This is a genomic window from Paenibacillus thiaminolyticus (genome assembly GCF_003591545.1).
In the GTDB taxonomy this organism is placed as follows: Bacteria; Bacillota; Bacilli; order Paenibacillales; family Paenibacillaceae; genus Paenibacillus_B; species Paenibacillus_B thiaminolyticus_A.
Window position 1 is genome coordinate 84,831 of the sequence record NZ_QYZD01000016.1, and the last position, 20,338, is coordinate 105,168.

The following is a 20,338-nucleotide window of genomic DNA, read 5'->3' on the forward strand; positions in this document are numbered from 1 at the left end:
CAGGTGACTCTTCGCAACTTTATTGAACCGTGAAAAAAGAACAGGCAAGCGGCCTATCGCTTCGGGAAGCTCCCATCTGTACCTGTTCCTGATATAAATCGATCGACACGAGCTATGTTAACATCGAAATCCAGCCTAGCAACCGAGATTACTGCCCGTAGGGACGCCAAGCATATTGGCGAAAATCGTGTAGAAATTGATTCGATTAGTTACGGCACCTGGATTGACCCCATTGCATTCCTTCACGCCGATGATGGAGCGGATCGTCTCGCCGAAGCCTGCGCTATTGACCATTGCGTTATGCGGGGTCATCGTCCCTGCGCCGTTCTGCGTGTTCCAGAACCACAAGGCCGTCTTCCAGGCTACGGCGGAATCCTGTGCCACCAGATCCGGATTGGTAAGAAGGGGGAGTCCTAGAGCAGCGCCTGCAGCGCCATAATTAAAGTTCCAGCTCAATTGAAGCGGACCTCGGCCGTAATACTGCTTGCCGGGAGCGCATGGGTACAGCACGCTCGAATTATCGCAATAGAACGGGTAATTTGCGGGATCTAGCTCAACGATGTATCGTAAATGTCCTGATTCTTGGGCAACATTTCCGAGAAAAGCGGCTGCTTCTTGTTTTTTAATCGTGTCGCTCCCCGTATTGGCAAATGCAGGGTAGGCGGAGAGGGCGGATACGAAACCGGAGTACGTGTAGAATGGATTGCGGTCAGGGAACATTTGGTTGAACTGCGCCTCGGTAACGACGAATCCGCCGCCGGTACTGCCGCCCGTTGGGGTGCATGTCTTGCTGGCGCTCTGTGGAGAAGTAGTCACCGGATTGGTCGTATCATTCTGCGCGGCGACGGTATACGTGTACGTTGTTCCGTTTGGTAGTCCGGTATCGGCAGCAGATACAGCATTGGTCCATCGATACCAGCTGCCGTTGCGATAAATATCATAACCTGTAGCGCCGGAAATCGCATTCCAACTTAAGGTGCAGTGGATAAAGCTCCGAATGCGGTAAAGGGATATATTAGAACGGTTCCTATCATAATGACAAGCATGCCGATCGGTTTTAGAACACTACTTCTCATGGCAGACCTCCATTTTTATGCAAAGCGCATGTCAACAAGACTTCAGTGAATGGGAAATCGCCCATCGCGAATACAAACCTCACACCTTCATATCCCTACCTCCTAACTTGATTCATTCATGCTTCAATCGAAAAAATGAAAAAACCCCAATTCTTAGCGTAATCGTGGTTCTCTGGGACAAAATCACCTAAGAATGAGGGCATCTTCGAGGTAAATACTATCATATTCGGCAAAAAAATCAAGAATGATTTTGACCTGAAAGCCCTGCTTCTTAGCGGGGCTTTCTTTCTTTTCAATAACGATGGTATCATATTCCTAATCTAGTTGGAAGGAAGCGGGATTCTCATATCAAGAGAATATTATAAACAAGTCATCAGACGCTTAGTTGATGATGGGGCGGAAGGAATCGTTCTCGGTTGTACTGAAATTGGTTTATTGGTAAAATCAAGTGATTCAGAGGTACCCTTATTTGATACGACGGTAATACACGCTGTTGAATAAGTTAATATAGCATTACAGCCATAACTGGAAAGGGAATGCGCATTCTTCATACGGGCGGCTATTTTACGCTTACTTTTAGACCCGATAACGTTTATAATAAATCAAGCATAAAGTATATAAGAAAAGGTGTCATGGATGAGCATATTAAACGTAGAGCGACTAAGCCACGGCTTTGGAGACCGTGCAATCTTCAAGGATGTATCCTTCCGCCTGCTCAAAGGCGAGCACATTGGACTTATCGGCGCCAATGGAGAAGGCAAGTCCACATTTATGAATATCATTACAGGCAAGCTTCAGCCAGATGAAGGCAAGGTTGAATGGTCCAAGCGCGTACGCGTCGGCTATCTCGATCAGCATGCCGTTCTTAGCAAGGGCTTAACGATTCGAGATGTATTAAGGGGAGCCTTCCAATATTTATTTGACCTGGAACAAGAAATGAACGACATGTACGGCAAGATGGGGGACGTCACGCCAGAAGAGCTGGAGAAGCTCCTTGAGGAAGTCGGCACGATTCAAGACACGTTGACGAATCAAGATTTCTATATGATTGATGCCAAGGTCGAAGAGACCGCACGCGGACTCGGTCTGAATGATATCGGTCTGGATAAGGACGTCAACGATCTGAGCGGCGGTCAGCGCACGAAGGTGCTGCTGGCGAAGCTCTTGCTCGAGAAGCCGGACATCCTGTTATTGGACGAGCCGACGAACTATCTGGATGAACAGCATATCGAATGGTTGAAGCGATATCTGCAAGCTTATGAGAATGCTTTTATTCTGATCTCGCATGATATTCCGTTCTTGAATAGCGTTATTAACCTGATCTACCATATGGAAAACCAGGAGCTAACGCGCTATGTCGGTGACTATGAGAAGTTCCAGCAAGTCTATGAAATGAAGAAGCAGCAGCTGGAAGCGGCTTATAAGCGTCAGCAGCAGGAGATTGCCGACCTGAAGGACTTCGTCGCACGCAATAAGGCGAGCGTGGCTACACGCAATATGGCGATGTCGAGGCAGAAGAAGCTGGATAAGATGGAGATTATCGAGCTGGCGAAGGAAAAGCCGAAGCCACAGTTCAACTTCAAAGATTCCCGGGCATCCAGCAAGCTGGTGTTCGAGACCAATGATCTGGTCATCGGTTACGATGAGCCGCTGTCCCGTCCGTTGAACCTCCGTATGGAGCGCGGTCAGAAAATCGCCCTTGTCGGTGCGAACGGAATTGGTAAGACGACGCTGCTGCGCAGCATTCTCGGCGAGATTCCGGCGATTTCCGGTTCTGTTGAACGCGGAGACAATCTGGATATCGGCTATTTCGAACAGGAAGTCAAAGATGCGAACTACAATACATGCATCGAAGAGATCTGGAAGGAGTTCCCTTCCTTCACCCAATTCGAGGTGCGTGCGGCACTCGCGAAGTGCGGGCTGACAACGAAGCATATCGAGAGCAAGATCGCGGTGCTCAGCGGCGGCGAGAAGGCGAAGGTTCGCCTCTGTAAGCTTGTCAACATCGAGACCAATCTGCTCGTGCTCGATGAGCCGACGAACCATCTGGATGTCGATGCGAAGGAAGAGCTGAAGCGTGCACTCAAGGCATACAAGGGCAGCATCCTGCTCATTTCCCACGAACCTGAATTTTATCGTGAGGTCGTGACGGAGACATGGAACTGTGAGTCCTGGACGACGAAAGTATTTTGATGTTGGAGCATCGACTCTATCGCAATTGGTGCGATAGAGTCTTTTTTTAGATTAAAGAATTTATAAATTTTAGGGGGTGGAAGCAGGTCTTCCGCCTTGTTTCTGTTCTTCGTAAGGTTAGGATATGGAGACGAGCATCTTGAAACGAAACTGGGCACTCTGTCTCCTGGGGCTTGAACATGTGGAGGGAATTGCTGCTATGTTACAGGAATTTCGGCTCAATGAGTCCGTACCCCGAGGAAATGCTGCACATCTACATCATTTTAGTCCCTTTTGCTCCAAGTCGAAGAGAAACGGGTGAAATTGCTGCCGTTTTGCAGGATTCCCTTTCTGGTAAAGTCGTCCATATCGAATTGCTGTATTTGCGCAGGATTTCGCTTGCCGAATCAACGTGTCTGGAGAAATCGTGCAGTTCAGAGCGTTTTACATCCATTTTTTCTACGGAGAGACAAGTCCAAATGGAGTACCGAAAAATCCCTTGGACTTTTTAACGCCTGGGAGGGAAGACGGATTTATGGGGGCGGACACTTTAATCTCCTAACCATTTCGAACCGAAGTAGAGGATAAGCCACGCAAGCAGATTCGGTAAAGCGACCAGTAATAAAAAAGTGGGTAATCGGAACCTGCGATTCATGGATTCCTTGCCTTCGGTCGCCAAGTCCACACGTCTGGAATCAGGGTCAATCATGGCACCAGAAAAAAGAGCGGCTATTACTAAAGCAGCCAATCCAACATACCCGGATAACTTCATCGCAATGGAAATATCCCAAGCGACGATGGACATAGCGGCAATGACGCTAAGTATAAAAAGTCCAATCCCGAGCGCTTTTTTCATTATTGCCTCCTTGTCATGACTGTTATAACTTATATTACCATATCCTTCAGATCATGAAATAGGGGCACTCTGTATTCAATGACGGCGTTGGGGTGTCTGCGCATGGGTAATCGATTCCTTCCGCAAGAATGAAGGGAATATCCATACCCGCAAGCAGAAGGGACTAACCCATGCAGGGTTAGTCCCGGTAGATACAGCTTAGATAGAGCTTCTACTTGCTATTATTCTACAAGCTTCCAGGTGTCATCGCTTCCCGGAATGCTCTGTGTCCACCACTTGGCTTGATAGAGCTTGCCTTCATAGCGAACCAAATCGCCTCCTACATACACATTGCCCGGCACGTAATCCACACTGCCGTCTTCATTTGGAATTAGTTCTTTTTGCCATGCTTGGGAGGTATCCGGCGCTTGGCCTTGTACCCACCATTTCGCTGTGTATTTCTCTCCTTTGTAGATGACAGAATCACCTTCGTAGTAGATCTTCTTCGGATCATACGTATCCGCAAGTCCATCGATAACGGTAATATTGCGCTCTGCAGAGGCTTGCAGGCCTTGGCTGTCTTCTACGGTATACACCAGCTTGTAGGTTCCCGGAGTAGAGGAATCAACCGTTCCTTCGATCACGATGCGATCGGTCAGGTCGCCGTCCTCTTCATCCGAAGCGGTAACCCCTTCTCTCGGATCGAAGTGCTCGCCAACGAGAATTGTTTTATCCGTTGCGCCATGAATCACAGGCTTGTGATTGATCTTTTCTGCAACAGTGATAGCACGTTCAGCAACGGCTTGCTGCCCTTGGCTGTTCTCTACGGTGTATACCACCTTATAGGTTCCCGGAGTAGAGGAGTCAACCGTTCCTTCGATCACGATGCGATCGGTCAGGTCGCCGTCCTTCTTGTCCGTAGCGGTAACTCCTTCTCTCGGATCGAACTGCTCGCCAACGAAAATCGTTTTATCCGTTGCGCCATGAATCACGGGTTTTGAAGCGACCGGCGGGGTGCTTCCATTTCCGAATGCTTTGAAAATATCGGTAAATTGATATTGCGCTGTTACGCCACTGTTATTTTCCAACATCGCATCCCGGTTCATCGACCAGAAGGAGGTCATCGCCAGCCCTTGCTCGATCGCATGGTCCACAACCCATTGAGACCACTCCGTCGTGAATACCGGATGAGCCGCGCCTTCAAAACCGATGGATGGCGTCGTTCCAATGATTCCATAAGCCTCTTGATCGGTCAGATCAATGCTGGCAAATTGCTTGAAGTACTGCTTTACTTGATTCTTCGTCGAATCAACGGCTCTCAGAGAAGCGGAACCATAGTTCTCGCCAGGCAGGAGCGTTCCGTTGCCGTAGCACATCGTCATGATGTTCACGACTTTGACATCCACGCCGGCAGACAAGTAAGCTTCCAACACATCCAATTGAACAGAAGTCAGACCGCTTGGCAGTACAGGGAGTGTTAAGACGATATCGACTCCCGTTGCATCTTGCAGCTTCTTAATCGCTTTCGCGTTGGCGGCATTCAGGGCTTTGTTCTGAGCACCGCCCTCAATGTCGAGGTCTAAGCGGGTCAGTCCATAGCCTTGAACCAGCTCCATATACGTATTGAAGAGCGTATCTGTGTCTTGAGTGACTTCCCAGAATGTAACCCCGTTCAAACCGCCCAGCGAGATCGTGACATCTCCGCCCATCTCGCGAATCTCCCGGATAGACTGCTTGATTCCTTGATATTGGGCGTTATCTGCATTCTTTTCATTGAGGACGGAGTACCCTCCCCAGCCCCATTGCACTTTGCCGTCAACGATTTGACGCGAAATGGTTTGAATAAAGCCGAGATTGAAGAATTTCACGCCTGTGTCCTCGGAAATTCTGGCGAGGTTAGGGGCGCCGTTGTTGGAATAGCCCGGCTTGGTAACCCATGCAACCATATCGACGAAGGGAGAATTGACTTGCTTCGGCCACTCGATGCCTTGGCCAACCCCAAAATCATACCCCGGAGCTGTCGCTTCGATAACTGTAATGGTGCGTTTTTTCTCGGCCGTTAATCCTTGTGAATCCGCAACGGAGTACACCAGCTCATACTTGCCAGCCACATTCGTATTGACTTCTCCCGTCACGGTAATACGGGATGTTAGATCTCCGTCTTCTGCGTCTGTAGCGGTTACGCCGGCCAGCTTATCGAAGCTGTCGCCGACTTGAAGTGTCAGGTCCGTTACGCCATGCAATACAGGCGGTTGATTGTTGCTTGGAGCTTCGATAACTGTAATGTTGCGTTTTTTCTCTGCCGTTAATCCTTGCGAATCCGTAACGGAGTACACCAGCTCATACTTGCCGGCCACATTCGTATTGACTTCTCCCGTCACGGTAATACGGGATGTCAGATCTCCGTCTTCTGCGTCCGTAGCGGTTACGCCGGCCAGCTTATCGAAGTTATCGCCGACTTGAAGCGTCAGGTCCGTTACGCCATGCAATACAGGCGGTTGATTCTTGCTTGGAGCTTCATCACCCAGAATGAGTTGTCTGTTCATCTCCGGGCTGTTATTCGAGACCCGCTGAACAAGCTCCATGCTTGTAATCTCGGCATCTCCCTTGAGTTTGAACGTATAGGATCTGCCCGGTTCAATCGTTTTGGCGTCATAAACCGATTTCAAATCGACGACGGTATAACCGTTCTCATTGGTTACGGTTCCCGCCAAATAATCGCCGGAAGTCAACGGACCATCGGCTTGGATGTAAAGCTTAGGCAGCTTAACCGTTTTTGCTCCTCTTTCCACGGCTCTCAATACTTGATTCGATTCGGTCAAAGACTCGTTATTAACGAGGGTAATTTCATACCCTTTATTGTTGCCCCAAGGCTCTGTATACGGCTTCATAGCAACCGTCACGTCCAGCTTGGCATATTGGATCTCATGTGTTTTCAACGGCTGGCTTCCAAAGAGGCCTTGTTTGGTCGCCTTTGTTAATTTGTCACGCTTGGCAGGGTCGGTAGTAGGGGCATCATTGGAAGCCATCCAAGCAATGACGCCGCCTAGGCCGCGCTCAAGCACATATTTCGTTTTCTCTTGAATCGATCTTTCATTATCATACGTGTAGAATACGCCGGTCGTCTCATCATACATATATGGAGCTTTGGCTGCATCATCCCAATATTCTTTGAGGTTCGGGTAAGTGGCCTTCAACTTATCGAGATTGCGATAAGACCAAGTCCCTGTTCGGCGTCCGCCGTCCCCAAGGACGAGAGGGGATTCACCAACCGCGCCGCGGGATGGAGTCTGATCCGCATCCTTGGCAGATAGTGCGGCTTCACCGAACAGCCCCGGATGATTCGGATCGGTGCCTTGCGACACTTTATCCCAGCCGCGAGTATAGTAGGCCGCCCCGATAACAATCTTGCTCGGCTCGGCACCTTGCTGAATCAAATAGTTCACGCTCTCGTCAACGGATAGGTTGTTGCCGGTGAGCGGGTCATTTGGATTCGGATACAAGCCGGTATGATGACCGCTCACCTCATCCCATGCGCCGCGCATATCATAAGTCATGATGTTGGCAAAGTCTACAATGTTGAACAGTCTTGGCACATCAATGCCGATATCAATTTTCTGTTTGGGAGCGGGCAGGGCAACAGACAGTTCATACGCTTTACCAAGCTCGGCTCCTTGTTTATTCAATGCGTTTTTGAAGTCCTGAAGAAGCAAAATATAATTATTTTTATCCTCCGGCGTGGCGTATTTCGTGCCTTCATCGTTTTTATTATCCACCAGATCAGGCTGTCGAACTTCAGCCGGGAACTCCCAATCCACATCAACGAAGTCCATGTTCGTGTACTTGATGAACTTCATGACATTCTGGACCAGATTCGCCCGCTTCGAAGCATCGGCCGTTACAACGGAGAAGTCACCTGATTTGGACCATCCGCCAAGAGAGATGCCGATTTTCAGATTCGGATTTTCTGCCCGCAACTGCTGCAGGGCGATAAGGCTGCCTGAATTGGCCATATCCCATTGTACGCCATCCTGGCCGACAGGCGCGCCTACAGCTGCATCCTTGTCCGTAAAGACGAGGTTGCCTTGGGCATCAAAATCGAGGAATGCATAGTTCAAGTGGGTTAATTGATCGGCGGGAATATCCTTGGGATAAAAGTTCCCTTGTCCTCCCCAAATCGACCAATCGCCATAGTACATGACATTCCGGATTTCCTGTGTCGAGTTATTGACCGCAGGTTCCTGTGCTGCAGGAACAGTCGTTCCTGCATAAGCTGGCGCCAATGAAGACACGAACATCATGATGGTCATTACCGTCATGGCGAACAATCTTCGGGCACTCTGCTTTCTCCTAGTCTTCATCCGTTATTCACTTCCTATCAATATATTATATTAATAGGCAGCTAGGGCAGGGTAACGCTTACATTGATAACGCATACGACTAACAGGAATTGGATTCTATTAATCGGCAGCTGGCTGGCATAGAATCTATTCTTTAGCCCCTTTAGCTTTGCGTCACTAGATTTCCCTAGGTTTGCCTAGTAATACCTGGACAAAAATGCATACGCTTTTACTTTTAATGGCAGCGATGTATTGTATAACGATGCATGTATGCACCGTTTAATATACAGTAATTTTCCGTTTATTTAATGGGTCTCGTAACCTATTTGTGAATATATGAACATGGGTCGATTTTATTATTCCTTGCAACATATAAGGTTAATATTGCGGATTCGATAAAGGAACGTATTTTTATTTCATGTGGTTTCATGCTGTGCATCTTCCTAGTAACTGCGCCATTCCCTTGGCATTCCTTGTTCTGCATTTCTTCATTTTTAAGATGTCCGGTAAGGATTGGGCCAATAGGTCTTAGGGAGGAGGGGAGATGTATATTGGTTTGGATGAACTAGCCAGAGTTCGCAAAATGATAACCGAATATAACTATCCTTATTGTAGTCAAACCAGTAGTACAATGCAGTTCCTTTAGGGGAATTATACCTATTCAGAGAGGTTCAGCATGTTGCCTCCACATTTGGATTTGTAGTACGATGATAAGGAATCCAAGCAATGGGAAATTGTAACTTGTATTACATAGGATAGGAGTGTTGCTACATGCTGACGCCACTGAAGGATAAGACGGTCGTCGTGACCGGAGCCAGCAAAGGAATCGGCAAAGGAATTGCGAGAACCTTCGCTGCACAAGGGGCGAAAGTCGCGGTCGTCGCACGCAGCTTGACGAAAGCGGAGGAAACCGCGGTGGAAATCCGGGATAACGGAGGTATTGCTCATGCCTTCCAAGGAAATGTCGCCGATTTGGAGTCGATGAAGTGCGTTGCGAGCGAGGCGGCCGCTACTTTCGGGGGGATCGACGTGCTGTGCGCCAACGCCGGTATTTTTCCGAATGCGACGATCGAGGAGATGACCGGCGAGCATTGGGATCAGGTGATGAACACAAATGCACGCGGGACGCTGTTTTCCCTTCAAGCCTGCCTGCCTTTTCTGAAGAAAGCGGAATACGGCCGGATCATTGTTACCTCTTCGATTACGGGGCCGGCCACCGGCTATGCCGGATGGTCGCATTACGGCGCAAGCAAAGCCGCTCAGCTTGGATTCATGCGCAGCGCGGCGCTCGAGCTCGCGCGCTACAACATTACAATTAACGCCGTCATGCCCGGCAACATAATGACGGAAGGCTTGGAAGGCCTTGGAGATCATTATCTGCAGGCGATGACGGCGTCCATCCCGCTCAAGCGGCTTGGAAGCGCCGAAGATATCGCTTACGCCGCTCTTTTTTTGGCTTCGAAGGAGGCTGGTTTTATTACGGGCCAGACCATCATCGTTGATGGCGGTCAGATTATTCCAGAGAGTCTGGAAGCGATGGTGCATACCTGATTCGATTCCCATAGGATACCGTTCATCATGAGCGTCTGCTGGTCGAGCTTAATGTAATCATCATATAACCTATGTATAAGTGGACAACCGTTTTAGAAGAACGGTTTATGTCCACTTTTTTTGTTAAGCTGAATGGGAGTAGGGGCCTGGGGAGGACCAAGTGCCCTATATTACCGGGGATGCCTTGCTGTGCTTAATCCACGCGAAAGACCTGATATTGCTTCCGGTACTCTCCGGGCGTGAACGATGTATGGCGTTTGAACAGACGAGTAAAATAATTGTGATCCTGGAACCCGCATTGTTCACCGAGTTTGCTGAGGGGCAGCTCCGAATGCGTCAGCAGCCGCTTGGCCCGATCAATCTGCAAATGATGTCTGTATTGCAGCGGGCTCATCCCCGAATACTGCTTCAAGCATCGCGCCAAATAATCGAAATGATAGTGCAAGTCGCGCTCCATCTGTCCAGAGTCGAAGGGAAGCTCCAAGCGGTTCGCCAAGTAGGCAGCCACCTTTTCGCCAAGAAAATAGGATCGGGCTTGCGGACTGCTCTTTCTCATCCCAGTTTGCAATTGAATGAGAAGCTGGCCCAACAAAATATGCAGCTCGAAGGAACGGTACTGTGTAAGCACGCTGTGCAAGTTAAGCATTTCTGTCATTAAAGGCACGACCGTCCGCAAATCTATGGCAGCAAATTTAGGAATATCGATCATGGCCGGATGGGATTCTGTATCCTGATCCGTCCGCTTCAGCAACGGCTGCTGCCAGTTGATTTTCTCGGCCAGCATCGGCTGTGAGGACTGCGGATATTGAAAATGAATCCAATATACCTCGGTTTCTGTCTCGGTCGGACGGTAGCCGCGATGTACCTTTCCAGGTTCCAGAACCAGTACCATGCCTTCCTCTACATCATATTTAATTCCGTGTTCCTCCATATACAACGTGCCCTTAACGCACACAATCATATCAAATACATCAAATTGACGTTCGGCATGCACGACTCCCGGCTGCCATACGGTGTGGCCGATCGTGGCCAGCAGCGGGAACGGCGGAACCTGCAGTTCAAGTACAAGCATTCCATCACCTTCTAGCAAATATGTAGAGATTGTACTATAGGAAGTCGTTCTTGTCAGCTGTACTAAGCACAATATCACTTTAGAGTAGTAGATATCATATGATTCCAGCAATTTGGGGAGGTAATTTGCATGAATAATCACGAGTTGGTACAACGACAGCAATGGTTTGTTAACCAGAGATTTGGGATGTTCATTCACTTCAATAGCGCTACGTTTCAGTTTGCCGATTCGGAAATACAAGATTGGGAATACGATCATGAAAACCATGATGAACCTCGCAGATTCATATTTGAGCCGCAAGACTGGAACCCGGTTCGGCTGAATTGCGCGCAATGGGCGCAGGCCGCTACATCAGCAGGTATGAAATTTGCCGCCCTGACGGCGAAGCATCATGAAGGATTCAGCTTGTGGCCAACCCGGTACACGGAGCATTGCATCCGCAATGCAACCTGCCAAAGGGATGTCGTAAAGGAATATCTCGATGCGTTCAGACAGGAAGGGATCGCAGCGGGGCTTTATTTCTCCATGCTGGACTTGCATCATCACATCGGCCGGAAAAAATGTACCCCGGAAGACAAGCAATTTATTAAAAATCAGCTTGAAGAGCTGCTAACAGGCTACGGCGACATTCCGTTCCTGATCATTGACGGCTGGAACGCCCATTGGGGCGGCCCGAATTATGAGGATCTTCCTTTTGAAGAAATCGATGAATGGGTAAAGCGGCTGCAGCCAAATTGTTTATTAATGAATATTAGCTGTGAATCCAGTCTGGATCATACCGATGTTGTTTTTTATGAAAATGCCGCCGGACAGGAAGTAGAGGACTCATTTGCCGGACCGGGCGCGAGCTGTAATATTTTGACGAAAACATGGTTCTGGAGAACATCGGATCCGACGATGGATCTGAGATCGGCTGACTGGGTACTGGATAAAATCCATGAATCGAACAATCATAACGTCTCATTTCTATTAAATGGAGCACCAAATCAGCAAGGTTTGTTGGACATAAATGTGTTGGAACGCTTTCAAGAAATCGGAGAACGATACCGGCAGCCTGCAACTCTCGATTCAATTCCGGGAAACTGGTTATTTAGAAAGTGAGAACGTAATAAAAAGCGAAGATTTCTCTTGTTATTTGCCCATGATAATAGTAATCTACCAACGATACAGATAAGTTACTAGGGTATAAGAAACCCTGGCGATGGAAAGGAATGGGAGCATCGGGGTGGTATTTGCCTAGATAAGGGAGTGAAAAGTCTATGGTTAATAAGCTTGGCCAAGTTATGTTGTATGTGAGTAACCAAGATGAGGCAGTGGATTTTTGGACAGGCAAATTAGGATTTCATGTAATGTCTGAAGAAAATAACGGTCAAGGTATGAGGTGGATTGAAATTGCCCCGACAAAGGATGCGGAAACAAGCATCATTTTGCACAATAAAGAGTTCGTAGCCAAAATGTCACCTGGATTACATCTTGGTACGCCGTCTTTAATGTTTTTTTCGGAGAATCTGGATGAATTACATCGTGACTTATCAACTAAAAATATCAAAGTGGGGGACATTGTAACGATGCCTTCCGGCAGAGTATTTAACTTTGCCGATAATGAAGATAATTACTTTGCGGTAATGGAAAGAAAATAAATGACGTAAAGTCATACTAGAGTCCAGCGGAAAGCATAAGCGTCAAAGAGCATCTTCTCCCACGAGGAAGAGATGCTCTTGGCTTTTTCGGGGGCAAGATACACTAGGCCGGTTTACAAGTGATATTTAAAAATTTTGATATCTTCATCGTTTCCACATAATTTCTGGTTACAGTATGAAATACCAGAATATGAAGTGGAGGTATGTCTGATGAAAGGTAAATTAAAAATAATCCTTGCAATCGGTGCGATTAGCATCGTGATGGCTGGCTGTGCTAGTTCTAATGCTAAAGATGCGATGGAGGAATTGGATTCTTCCCAAATGAACGTGGAAAGCAACCAGACACAGGGCTCGAATAATACTGGCAACATCATGACGAATGAAACGACGAGGGTAGATGGCAAGGAGTATACCATCACGGCACAAGCGAGCAATTTGAAGGTATCCGATGATAAGACTCTGCCTGTATGGACATTCAATAATTCTGTACCCGGTCCAGAGATTCGTGTCACCGTGGGAGAAACGGTAAAGATCAACCTAAAGAATGAGCTCGAAGAACCCGTGTCCATTCATTGGCACGGTTACCCTGTACCGAATGATATGGATGGGATTCCTGGCGTTACCCAAGATGCTGTTGTTCCAGGCAAAACGTTCACGTATGAGTTCAAAGCTACCGTTCCCGGTACCTATTGGTATCATTCGCACCAAGATAGTGTCAATCAACTTGATAAAGGGCTCTACGGTGCTCTTATCGTGGAAGATCCGAACGATAGCTACGATCGGGATTACACCCTTGTGTTGGACGAATGGATAAGTTCAGGCAGCACGGATATGGAAGGCATGGATCATGGCAAGATGGACATGGGAGATATGAAAGGCATGGATCACAGTCAGATGAATAGGAGTGGCATGGGAAGCATGGAAGGTCATGATATGAGCATGTACGACCTGTACACCATCAATGGAAAGACTGGCGAGGCCATTGATAAGCTAATGGTTAAAGAAGGTGAGAAAGTTCGAATCCGCCTGATCAATGCTGGATATCTGACGCATACGATGCATTTGCATGGGCATGAATTCAAGGTAGTTGCCTCAGATGGTCAACCTGTAAATAGCCCTGCGGTGATTACGGATCAAGGGATTGCCATCGCTCCAGGAGAACGTTATGATCTTGAATTTACAGCGAACAACCCTGGGTCTTGGTTGCTGGAAGAGCATGGAAGTGATGACAAAGTGAACAACATGAGAGCCGTTATTGCGTACGAAGGCTCTACGGTACAATCCGATGCTTCTAACGCATCCGAATCGTTGCCACAATTCGATCTGATGAACTACGGTAAACAAGCCGAAACCAAGTTCTCATTGACTGAATCCTTTGATCAGGATGTTCTTCTGAATCTGAATACAGAAATGAAGAACGGAGAGATGGTCTATACCATAAACGGCAAGGTATTTCCTGATACTGATCCCATTAAAGTTAATAAAGGGGAAAAGGTAAAGGTCACTTTCGTGAACCAATCGAAGACCGATGATCATCCCATGCATCTGCACGGACATTTCTTCCAAGTGTTAAGTAAAAACGGACAACCTTTAGAAGGAGCACCTGTCATTAAGGATACCCTCAACGTGAAGCCGGGCGAGGAATATGTGGTTGCATTCGAAGCGGATAATCCGGGGGATTGGATGTTCCATTGCCATGATCTGCACCACGCGTCAGCAGGTATGGTTACGGATGTAAAGTATAGTGATTATCAAAGCAACTATACCCCTGACCCGAGCGTTGGTAATAAACCAGAATAATGTGGAGGGTCCAGTTCAACTGCATCGATACTTCGTGGTATCAACACAGAATCCACACATTTTTGAACTACCATTCAAGTATACAAATACTTTCTAGCATAGGGAGGCGTAAAAGATGGATTGGACATGGTTATTACTACTGGCTTGTCCCATCATGATGGTTCTGATGATGTTCGGTATGCATGGAGGTCACGGACACGGACATGGGAATCATGGAAAAGGGACTCCAGAGGATATGCAAAAGATGCAAAGAGAGCTGGACGAAGTAAAAGCTCAGAATGAGCGAATGAGAAAAGATATTCAAAACTTGTCTCGATAAGTACGTCCACCAAGGAGGAATGAACATTGAAGTGTTGTGGAAATCATAATCATAGATACAGCAACACCAAACATCCTTCCCACGATGGACAGGGTTCAAAATCACATCATTGGATGATGACATTATGTTGTGTACTTCCAATCGTGCTTGTTGTATTGACCGTTCTTATCAATGCATATCGAGGTGAACCGACAAATTATCTGCTTATGGGCATCCTGTTGATTTGTCCACTTTCCCATATGATTTTCATGCCATTGATGAACAAGATAAGTAATCGAAATACATCAAATTAACGATCGGAATGCCGTTTGCTTGATGCTGACGGCATTTCGTTTGCTGAGGATGATTTCATTCCCGCTTCATCTTGAATGCAGTGTCTGGATCGTTTACATTGGGGTTACAAGTTACACACGAAGCAGGTGAACATATGGCTAAAATTCAGGTACTTGTCGTAGATGACGAATGGAATATGCGGAATCTGCTTCGCATTTATCTTATGAAAGAGGGCTTTGAAGTCAGGGAGGCTTCGTCTGGATATGAAGCCCTGTCGATGATGAAGCAGCATTCGTTCGATCTTCTGATATTGGATGTGATGATGCCGGGCATGGATGGTTGGCAGGTCTGTAAAGCCGTTCGAGAAACGGAAACCATGCCGATCCTGATGCTTACGGCTCGATCGGAGACCAAAGATAAAGTCCATGGACTCGGACTCGGAGCCGATGATTATGTAACGAAACCATTTGAACCTGAAGAGTTACTAGCACGTGTCTTTTCGTTATTGAGACGTTCTATGATCAATCAAGCACACAAGCTTCAAGAGTCGACCATAAATTTTCATAACCTCAAAATAAATGAAGAAGCTCGTGAAGTTCACATTCATGAAGAAAGCGTTGATTTTACGCCAAAAGAATTTGATTTACTTCTCTATCTGGGGAAACACAGTCAACGCACATTTTCACGAGAAGAACTGGTGGAACGATTATGGGGCTACGAATATACGGGGGATGCCCGTGTCGTGGATACTCATATCAAAAATATTCGTGAAAAGTTTCAACGCGCTGGACTTGGCTATGATCCGATACAAACGGTGTGGGGTGTGGGCTATAAATTCTCGCCAGACGGAGGAGAGAGATGAGACGGAATCGAATTGGGATGAAACTCGGACTCGTCATCGCTTCGATCGTGTTTATCGTCCTCCTGCTTCTTGGCGTGAGCTTGTATCAAATGTTCTCCAACTTTTATCATGCCGAGATGAGAACGGAGGTCACAGAGTTGACCTCTCATTTCAGAACCATGGCGGAGACAACGGATTCATCATCCATGGAAGAAATGATACGGACATTTGCAGATTTTTCAAATGTAAGTATGTTCTATATCAACGCCGCAGGTGAGGTCACCCTTCATTCAGGCGGACATAGCGCTGCTGATCGGTCATTTATTCGGACAGAGGATGTACAGCAAATTTTTGCGGGGAAGTCCATTCATTTAGAACACGAAGATCCGCTAGGCAATCGCTACATGGTCATTGGCCAGCCGCTCTATCATGATAATCAGATTTCCTCGGCTATTTATGTGATGGCCTCCATGCAAAGCATGGATCGATCTCTTATTACGGTGCGCAATCTGATACTCCTGTCAGGAGTTGGAGCTTTCTTGCTCGCTATTGGAATCACCTGGATTATGGCACTGCTCTTTGCGCGGCCTCTCATTATGATGCAGCAAGCGACGAACAAAATCGCTATCGGAGAGTTAGAAACTAGATTAGATATCCATAGTAAAGACGAGATTGGTGATCTGGCAGCAGCGATTAATAACTTGGCTGCCGATCTGCAGAGGTATCGAGATACACGGCAGGAATTCTTCGCGGCTATCTCTCATGAGCTAAGAACGCCAATCACTTACGTGGAAGGCTATGCCAAGGTCGTGAAGAACCGGTTATATGAGACGGAGGAAGAGAAGGATCGCTATCTGGACATTATTTATCAAGAAGGTGTGCGTATCCAGCACTTGGTGAATGATCTATTTGAACTGGCCAAGATGGAGGAGGGAAAGATCAGTCTGTCCATGGAATGGGTGGACTTGAAGGATGTTGTGGACCAAGCTGTACAGGCGGTCTCGCTACAAGCGAAGGAGAAAGAGTTCGAACTTATCGTTCATCCTGTCGCATCTGTACCGTTAATCCACGGCGATGGGAGGCGAATGGAGCAAATTGTACGCAACCTGTTGGAGAATGCAGTCCGTTATACCGAAGAAGGACGAATTGAAGTCCATCTACGGAGCACACCTGGCACACTCTCCCTGTCGATAGAGGACACGGGCATTGGGATTCCTGAGGATGAGCTGCCCTATATTTTTGATCGCTTCTATCGGGTAGAGAAGTCAAGATCGCGGAAGACAGGCGGTACGGGTCTAGGGCTTTCCATCGTCAAGAAATTGGTGGAATTGCAAGGAGGGTCTATTCAAGTAAGCAGTCAGAAAGATGCTGGTACTCGCTTCACGGTTACATTCACACTCCCGACCATGCAGGAGGAAAAAATATGAAAAAAGTTGACTGGCTCATTGCGGCGTGCTTTATCGCTATCGGGTTGATGTGTTTAACCGTGTCAGCTTCATACTATCAAAACAATTCTGCTTCGGGCGGATGGAGTGTTTTCGAATCAATGTGCATCTGGATGGCGATAATTGGGGCAGTCACCTATCTCATGTATCGACTCGTTCAGTTCAAACAACGGAAAGGAAAGAAAGACTAATATCGATGCGGACTCCACGAGGTAGGAAAAAATTGAATCCGTTCAAACTAAAAAAAGGGGACTGCATCCTGATATCCATTCTGCTTCTTGCCGCAGTGATGATATACGGAGTTTACGCTTTGCAGCCATTTTATGATGAGCTGCTGGCAGGTGAAGCTCACGCCCAAATTCAGGTAGATGGCGAGATCTACCAGACAGTCAAGCTCACCAAGGAGACTCAGTGGATTGAGATTCGAACAGACAGGGGCTATGACTTGCTTCGAGTTCGTGATTATGGCATAGAAGTTGTCGAGTCAGACTGTCCACAAAAAATCTGTTTTACTTTCGGTCATATTACGAAGAAAAATGAAGCAATTATATGTTTACCGCTTCACATGTACATCACCATCATAAGTGATAACCCAAGTGATCCGGACGAGCTGGATGCGATCGTGTCATAAACCTATTTTAAAAGGAGACTTGCTTTGAAAAAATCAGTGATATGGATAGGGGCTTCATTGCTTTCTGTTGTCGTCATATTCGTAGTAATTAATGCTATTAACATTCACACGGATGAGCCTGCAGAAGTACAGAGACTTCAATCTGCAACACCGCCTTCTCAAGTGGAGGAACGGTTTGGCTTGGAAAAAGATTGGCAGCAAAATGGTAAAGATAATCTCTAAACAACCAGATTACTTGAAGGAGAACTTGCCTCGGAGCGCACTGGGGTTATCCTAACCGATACGGTAGGCAATTTATGTTTTGTCACTTCGCATTCATCTTTTTAATTTCCACTTTTCGGATTCGATGCCGATCCTTCTCCCTAATAATAAAATGCAATGTATCGTATGTCCACGTTACATCTTTCTTTAGTGATGGATTTATAGTATAGAGCCATCCTCCTATCGTATCTAAGTCTTCGCTCTCTAGTTCTAAATTTAAAATATTACTTATCGTATCCAGTGACACCTTGCCGTCAACTAAGATGTGATTCTCGTCGATGATTACGACATCGGGAGTTTCTTCGTCATCAAATTCGTCCCGAATTTCTCCAACGATCTCTTCTAATATATCCTCAATCGTGATTAATCCGGATGTTCCTCCATATTCGTCCACAAGTATTGCAATATGAACATGCTGCTGTTGCATCTTGTGAAGGAGATGTTTTACGGGCATGGCTTCTGAAATGCTGAGAACCGGTTGTATGAACTCGGATATGTCCACATCGGGATTGTCATTTAATTGCATAAAAAACTGTTTTGTATTTATGAAGCCGATGATCTGATCCTTATGCCCATCCATGACAGGAAAACGTGTATATTGTTCCGTTTTCATTAGGTCAATGATTTCGTTTTTGTCATCCTGAATATCAATACATACCATGTCTGTTCTGGGTACCATAATTGCGCGAGCAAGCAGTTCGTCGAATGTAAATATCTTATTGACATAACCGTATTCAGATTGATTAATTTTTCCGCTTCGCAGACTCTCTGTTAAAATAATGCGCAGTTCTTCCTCAGAGTGGGCCTCTTCGTGCTCTTTAGCTGGTTTTACACCAAATAAGCGTACAAACCAGTTAGCGGAGCCATTTAAAGCCCAAATAAACGGATACATGACTTTATAAAAAAATATAAGAGGTTTTGCAGTAAGCATACTGACTTGTTCCGCTTTCTGTATGGCAACCGTTTTGGGCGCAAGCTCACCGAGAACCACATGCAGAAATGTGATGAGAGCGAACGCGATCGCAAAAGATAAAATCGTACTTACTCCAACGGGCAGACTAAAATGCTCAAAAAGAGGGTGCAGCATACGTTCAACTGTAGGTTCACCCAGCCAACCTAAACCCAATGCTGTGATGGTAATCCCTAATTGACAGGCTGACAGATAGCCATCTAAGTTGGACGTTACTCGCTTTACAGCCGTAGCATTCTTATTGCCTTCCATAACCATTTGATCTACCCTGCTGGATCGTAATCGAACAATCGCAAATTCAGCAGCAACAAAAAAAGCTGTCGCAATAATTAAGATAGCTACAAGAAATAAATTAAGCGTGAACACTCACAATCCTCTCTTTCCAGAAGCTTTTAAGTTATTTTGGTTCCATGCAGCAAAAAATATTCATCATTCGAAGAGCGGATCCGAGCTCTGGAAGGAAAGAATCCAGTCTGAAATGTCATTAATAACTTGTTTATCTATATGTTGTGCAACCTTATATTCTTTTTTGGCTTTTAGTATCTCTCCATAAACAGAAGGCATGAACAAATGATTTAGGTTCGCATATAGTTTATATGTTGCATTTGGCGTATCGCCCAAAATGTTTTTATAACCATGAAAATCTCTTTCTACGAAAATTTCCACCTTCTGCATCAATTCGAGGAGCCAGCATTCCCCCTAAACTATGACCTAAAATAAATATTTTGTTTGAATAAATACGTGCATCTTTTCGTAAGAAATCAGACGCAAAAATGGCATCTTCTATTGTTTCTTTTTTAACCGTTATTATGGTTAATAACTTGAATGAGGAACTCCCCGGGAAGCTGCGGGGCTATACACGCCATCCCCGGAAATCAGGAAAAGAAACGATTGGTCAAGCATAACGTCGCCTTCAGGGGCAAATGATCCGATGCAACAGGGAAGCTCGTGATGACCTCGGTTGAAGCAATTCGGAAATGCCGGCTGACATATATATAATCCAATTGGAGTCGCGGCCGAATCGAGGGAACGTATATTTTGACGAGGTGTCTGTGGATGAGCACGGCGACTTCCGTTTCCATCCTGTCCAGGAACAGAACCGGTCTTCGCAG

16 protein-coding genes, 1 pseudogene and 1 riboswitch are annotated in these 20,338 nt (G+C 46.5%); of the genes and pseudogenes, 12 read left to right on the top strand and 5 right to left on the bottom strand.

Annotation, left to right across the window (positions count from 1 at the left end; genetic code table 11):
• Window positions 1-135: 135 nt before the first annotated feature.
• Window positions 136-816, bottom strand: coding sequence for a chitinase (locus DQX05_RS17595; protein WP_259392083.1), 681 nt, complete (start codon window positions 814-816; stop codon window positions 136-138).
• 608 nt (window positions 817-1,424) lie between these two features.
• Here DQX05_RS17595 and DQX05_RS17600 point away from each other — a divergent pair.
• Together DQX05_RS17600 and abc-f are read left to right on the top strand one after the other, a co-directional pair.
• Window positions 1,425-1,577: pseudogene (locus tag DQX05_RS17600) on the top strand (aspartate/glutamate racemase family protein); the annotation flags it as partial.
• Window positions 1,578-1,712: 135 nt separating this feature from the next.
• Window positions 1,713-3,269 carry a ribosomal protection-like ABC-F family protein gene (abc-f, locus tag DQX05_RS17605; RefSeq protein ID WP_119794829.1) on the top strand — a complete coding sequence of 519 codons (1,557 nt, stop codon included), beginning with the start codon at window positions 1,713-1,715 and terminating at the stop codon, window positions 3,267-3,269.
• A 529-nt stretch (window positions 3,270-3,798) separates the two neighbouring features.
• Here the strand turns inward: abc-f and DQX05_RS17615 are convergent.
• Together DQX05_RS17615 and DQX05_RS32870 are read right to left on the bottom strand one after the other, a co-directional pair.
• Entirely contained in the window at window positions 3,799-4,104 is a 306-nt protein-coding gene (locus DQX05_RS17615; protein ID WP_119794831.1) for a DUF5316 domain-containing protein, read from the bottom strand.
• 221 nt (window positions 4,105-4,325) lie between these two features.
• Complete coding sequence (locus tag DQX05_RS32870; protein ID WP_220483200.1) at window positions 4,326-8,444, bottom strand: glycosyl hydrolase family 18 protein; 4,119 nt, start codon at window positions 8,442-8,444, stop codon at window positions 4,326-4,328.
• A gap of 102 nt (window positions 8,445-8,546) precedes the next feature.
• Window positions 8,547-8,631: riboswitch (cyclic di-GMP riboswitch) on the bottom strand.
• Between the two features lie 563 nt (window positions 8,632-9,194).
• Between DQX05_RS32870 and fabG the strand changes: the two genes are divergently transcribed.
• Window positions 9,195-9,974, top strand: coding sequence for a 3-oxoacyl-ACP reductase FabG (fabG, locus tag DQX05_RS17630; RefSeq protein WP_119794832.1), 780 nt, complete (start codon window positions 9,195-9,197; stop codon window positions 9,972-9,974).
• 193 nt (window positions 9,975-10,167) lie between these two features.
• Here the strand turns inward: fabG and DQX05_RS17635 are convergent, their stop codons facing one another.
• Window positions 10,168-11,046, bottom strand: coding sequence for an AraC family transcriptional regulator (locus DQX05_RS17635; protein WP_119794833.1), 879 nt, complete (start codon window positions 11,044-11,046; stop codon window positions 10,168-10,170).
• A gap of 129 nt (window positions 11,047-11,175) precedes the next feature.
• On the opposite strand from DQX05_RS17635, the gene DQX05_RS17640 reads away from it, so the two are divergent.
• From DQX05_RS17640 to DQX05_RS17675, 9 genes are all read left to right on the top strand, one after another.
• Complete coding sequence (locus DQX05_RS17640; protein WP_119794834.1) at window positions 11,176-12,147, top strand: alpha-L-fucosidase; 972 nt, start codon at window positions 11,176-11,178, stop codon at window positions 12,145-12,147.
• 158 nt (window positions 12,148-12,305) lie between these two features.
• Entirely contained in the window at window positions 12,306-12,686 is a 381-nt protein-coding gene (locus DQX05_RS17645) for a VOC family protein (RefSeq protein WP_119794835.1), read from the top strand.
• Between the two features lie 210 nt (window positions 12,687-12,896).
• A complete protein-coding gene (locus DQX05_RS17650; RefSeq protein ID WP_119794836.1) occupies window positions 12,897-14,486 on the top strand; it encodes a multicopper oxidase family protein in 1,590 nt (529 codons plus the stop codon).
• Window positions 14,487-14,601: 115 nt separating this feature from the next.
• Window positions 14,602-14,805 (top strand): DUF2933 domain-containing protein, encoded by a 204-nt coding sequence (locus DQX05_RS17655; RefSeq protein WP_119794837.1) that lies wholly within the window; start codon window positions 14,602-14,604, stop codon window positions 14,803-14,805.
• A 427-nt stretch (window positions 14,806-15,232) separates the two neighbouring features.
• Window positions 15,233-15,940 (top strand): response regulator transcription factor, encoded by a 708-nt coding sequence (locus DQX05_RS17660; RefSeq protein WP_119794838.1) that lies wholly within the window; start codon window positions 15,233-15,235, stop codon window positions 15,938-15,940.
• 137 nt (window positions 15,941-16,077) lie between these two features.
• Window positions 16,078-17,346, top strand: coding sequence for a sensor histidine kinase (locus DQX05_RS17665; RefSeq protein ID WP_259392084.1), 1,269 nt, complete (start codon window positions 16,078-16,080; stop codon window positions 17,344-17,346).
• Window positions 17,343-17,555, top strand: a complete 213-nt coding sequence (locus tag DQX05_RS30905; protein WP_182914803.1) for a hypothetical protein — start codon at window positions 17,343-17,345, stop codon at window positions 17,553-17,555. The genes DQX05_RS17665 and DQX05_RS30905 overlap by 4 nt, the downstream gene beginning before the upstream one ends.
• 32 nt (window positions 17,556-17,587) lie before the next feature.
• Window positions 17,588-17,995: a NusG domain II-containing protein gene (locus tag DQX05_RS17670; protein ID WP_182914804.1), complete on the top strand. Its 408-nt coding sequence runs from the start codon at window positions 17,588-17,590 to the stop codon at window positions 17,993-17,995.
• Window positions 17,996-18,019: 24 nt separating this feature from the next.
• Window positions 18,020-18,217, top strand: a complete 198-nt coding sequence (locus DQX05_RS17675) for a hypothetical protein (protein ID WP_119794841.1) — start codon at window positions 18,020-18,022, stop codon at window positions 18,215-18,217.
• 82 nt (window positions 18,218-18,299) lie between these two features.
• Here the strand turns inward: DQX05_RS17675 and DQX05_RS17680 are convergent, their stop codons facing one another.
• Window positions 18,300-19,592, bottom strand: coding sequence for a hemolysin family protein (locus tag DQX05_RS17680; protein ID WP_119794842.1), 1,293 nt, complete (start codon window positions 19,590-19,592; stop codon window positions 18,300-18,302).
• Window positions 19,593-20,338: the final 746 nt, after the last annotated feature.

Coding starts and splice junctions, on each gene's coding strand:
- abc-f (WP_119794829.1), top strand. CDS start 1,713: ATGAGCATATTAAACGTAGAGCGACTAAGCCACGGCTTTGGAGACCGT.
- DQX05_RS17615 (WP_119794831.1), bottom strand. CDS start 4,104: ATGAAAAAAGCGCTCGGGATTGGACTTTTTATACTTAGCGTCATTGCC.
- DQX05_RS32870 (WP_220483200.1), bottom strand. CDS start 8,444: ATGAAGACTAGGAGAAAGCAGAGTGCCCGAAGATTGTTCGCCATGACG.
- fabG (WP_119794832.1), top strand. CDS start 9,195: ATGCTGACGCCACTGAAGGATAAGACGGTCGTCGTGACCGGAGCCAGC.
- DQX05_RS17635 (WP_119794833.1), bottom strand. CDS start 11,046: ATGCTTGTACTTGAACTGCAGGTTCCGCCGTTCCCGCTGCTGGCCACG.
- DQX05_RS17640 (WP_119794834.1), top strand. CDS start 11,176: ATGAATAATCACGAGTTGGTACAACGACAGCAATGGTTTGTTAACCAG.
- DQX05_RS17645 (WP_119794835.1), top strand. CDS start 12,306: ATGGTTAATAAGCTTGGCCAAGTTATGTTGTATGTGAGTAACCAAGAT.
- DQX05_RS17650 (WP_119794836.1), top strand. CDS start 12,897: ATGAAAGGTAAATTAAAAATAATCCTTGCAATCGGTGCGATTAGCATC.
- DQX05_RS17655 (WP_119794837.1), top strand. CDS start 14,602: ATGGATTGGACATGGTTATTACTACTGGCTTGTCCCATCATGATGGTT.
- DQX05_RS17660 (WP_119794838.1), top strand. CDS start 15,233: ATGGCTAAAATTCAGGTACTTGTCGTAGATGACGAATGGAATATGCGG.
- DQX05_RS30905 (WP_182914803.1), top strand. CDS start 17,343: ATGAAAAAAGTTGACTGGCTCATTGCGGCGTGCTTTATCGCTATCGGG.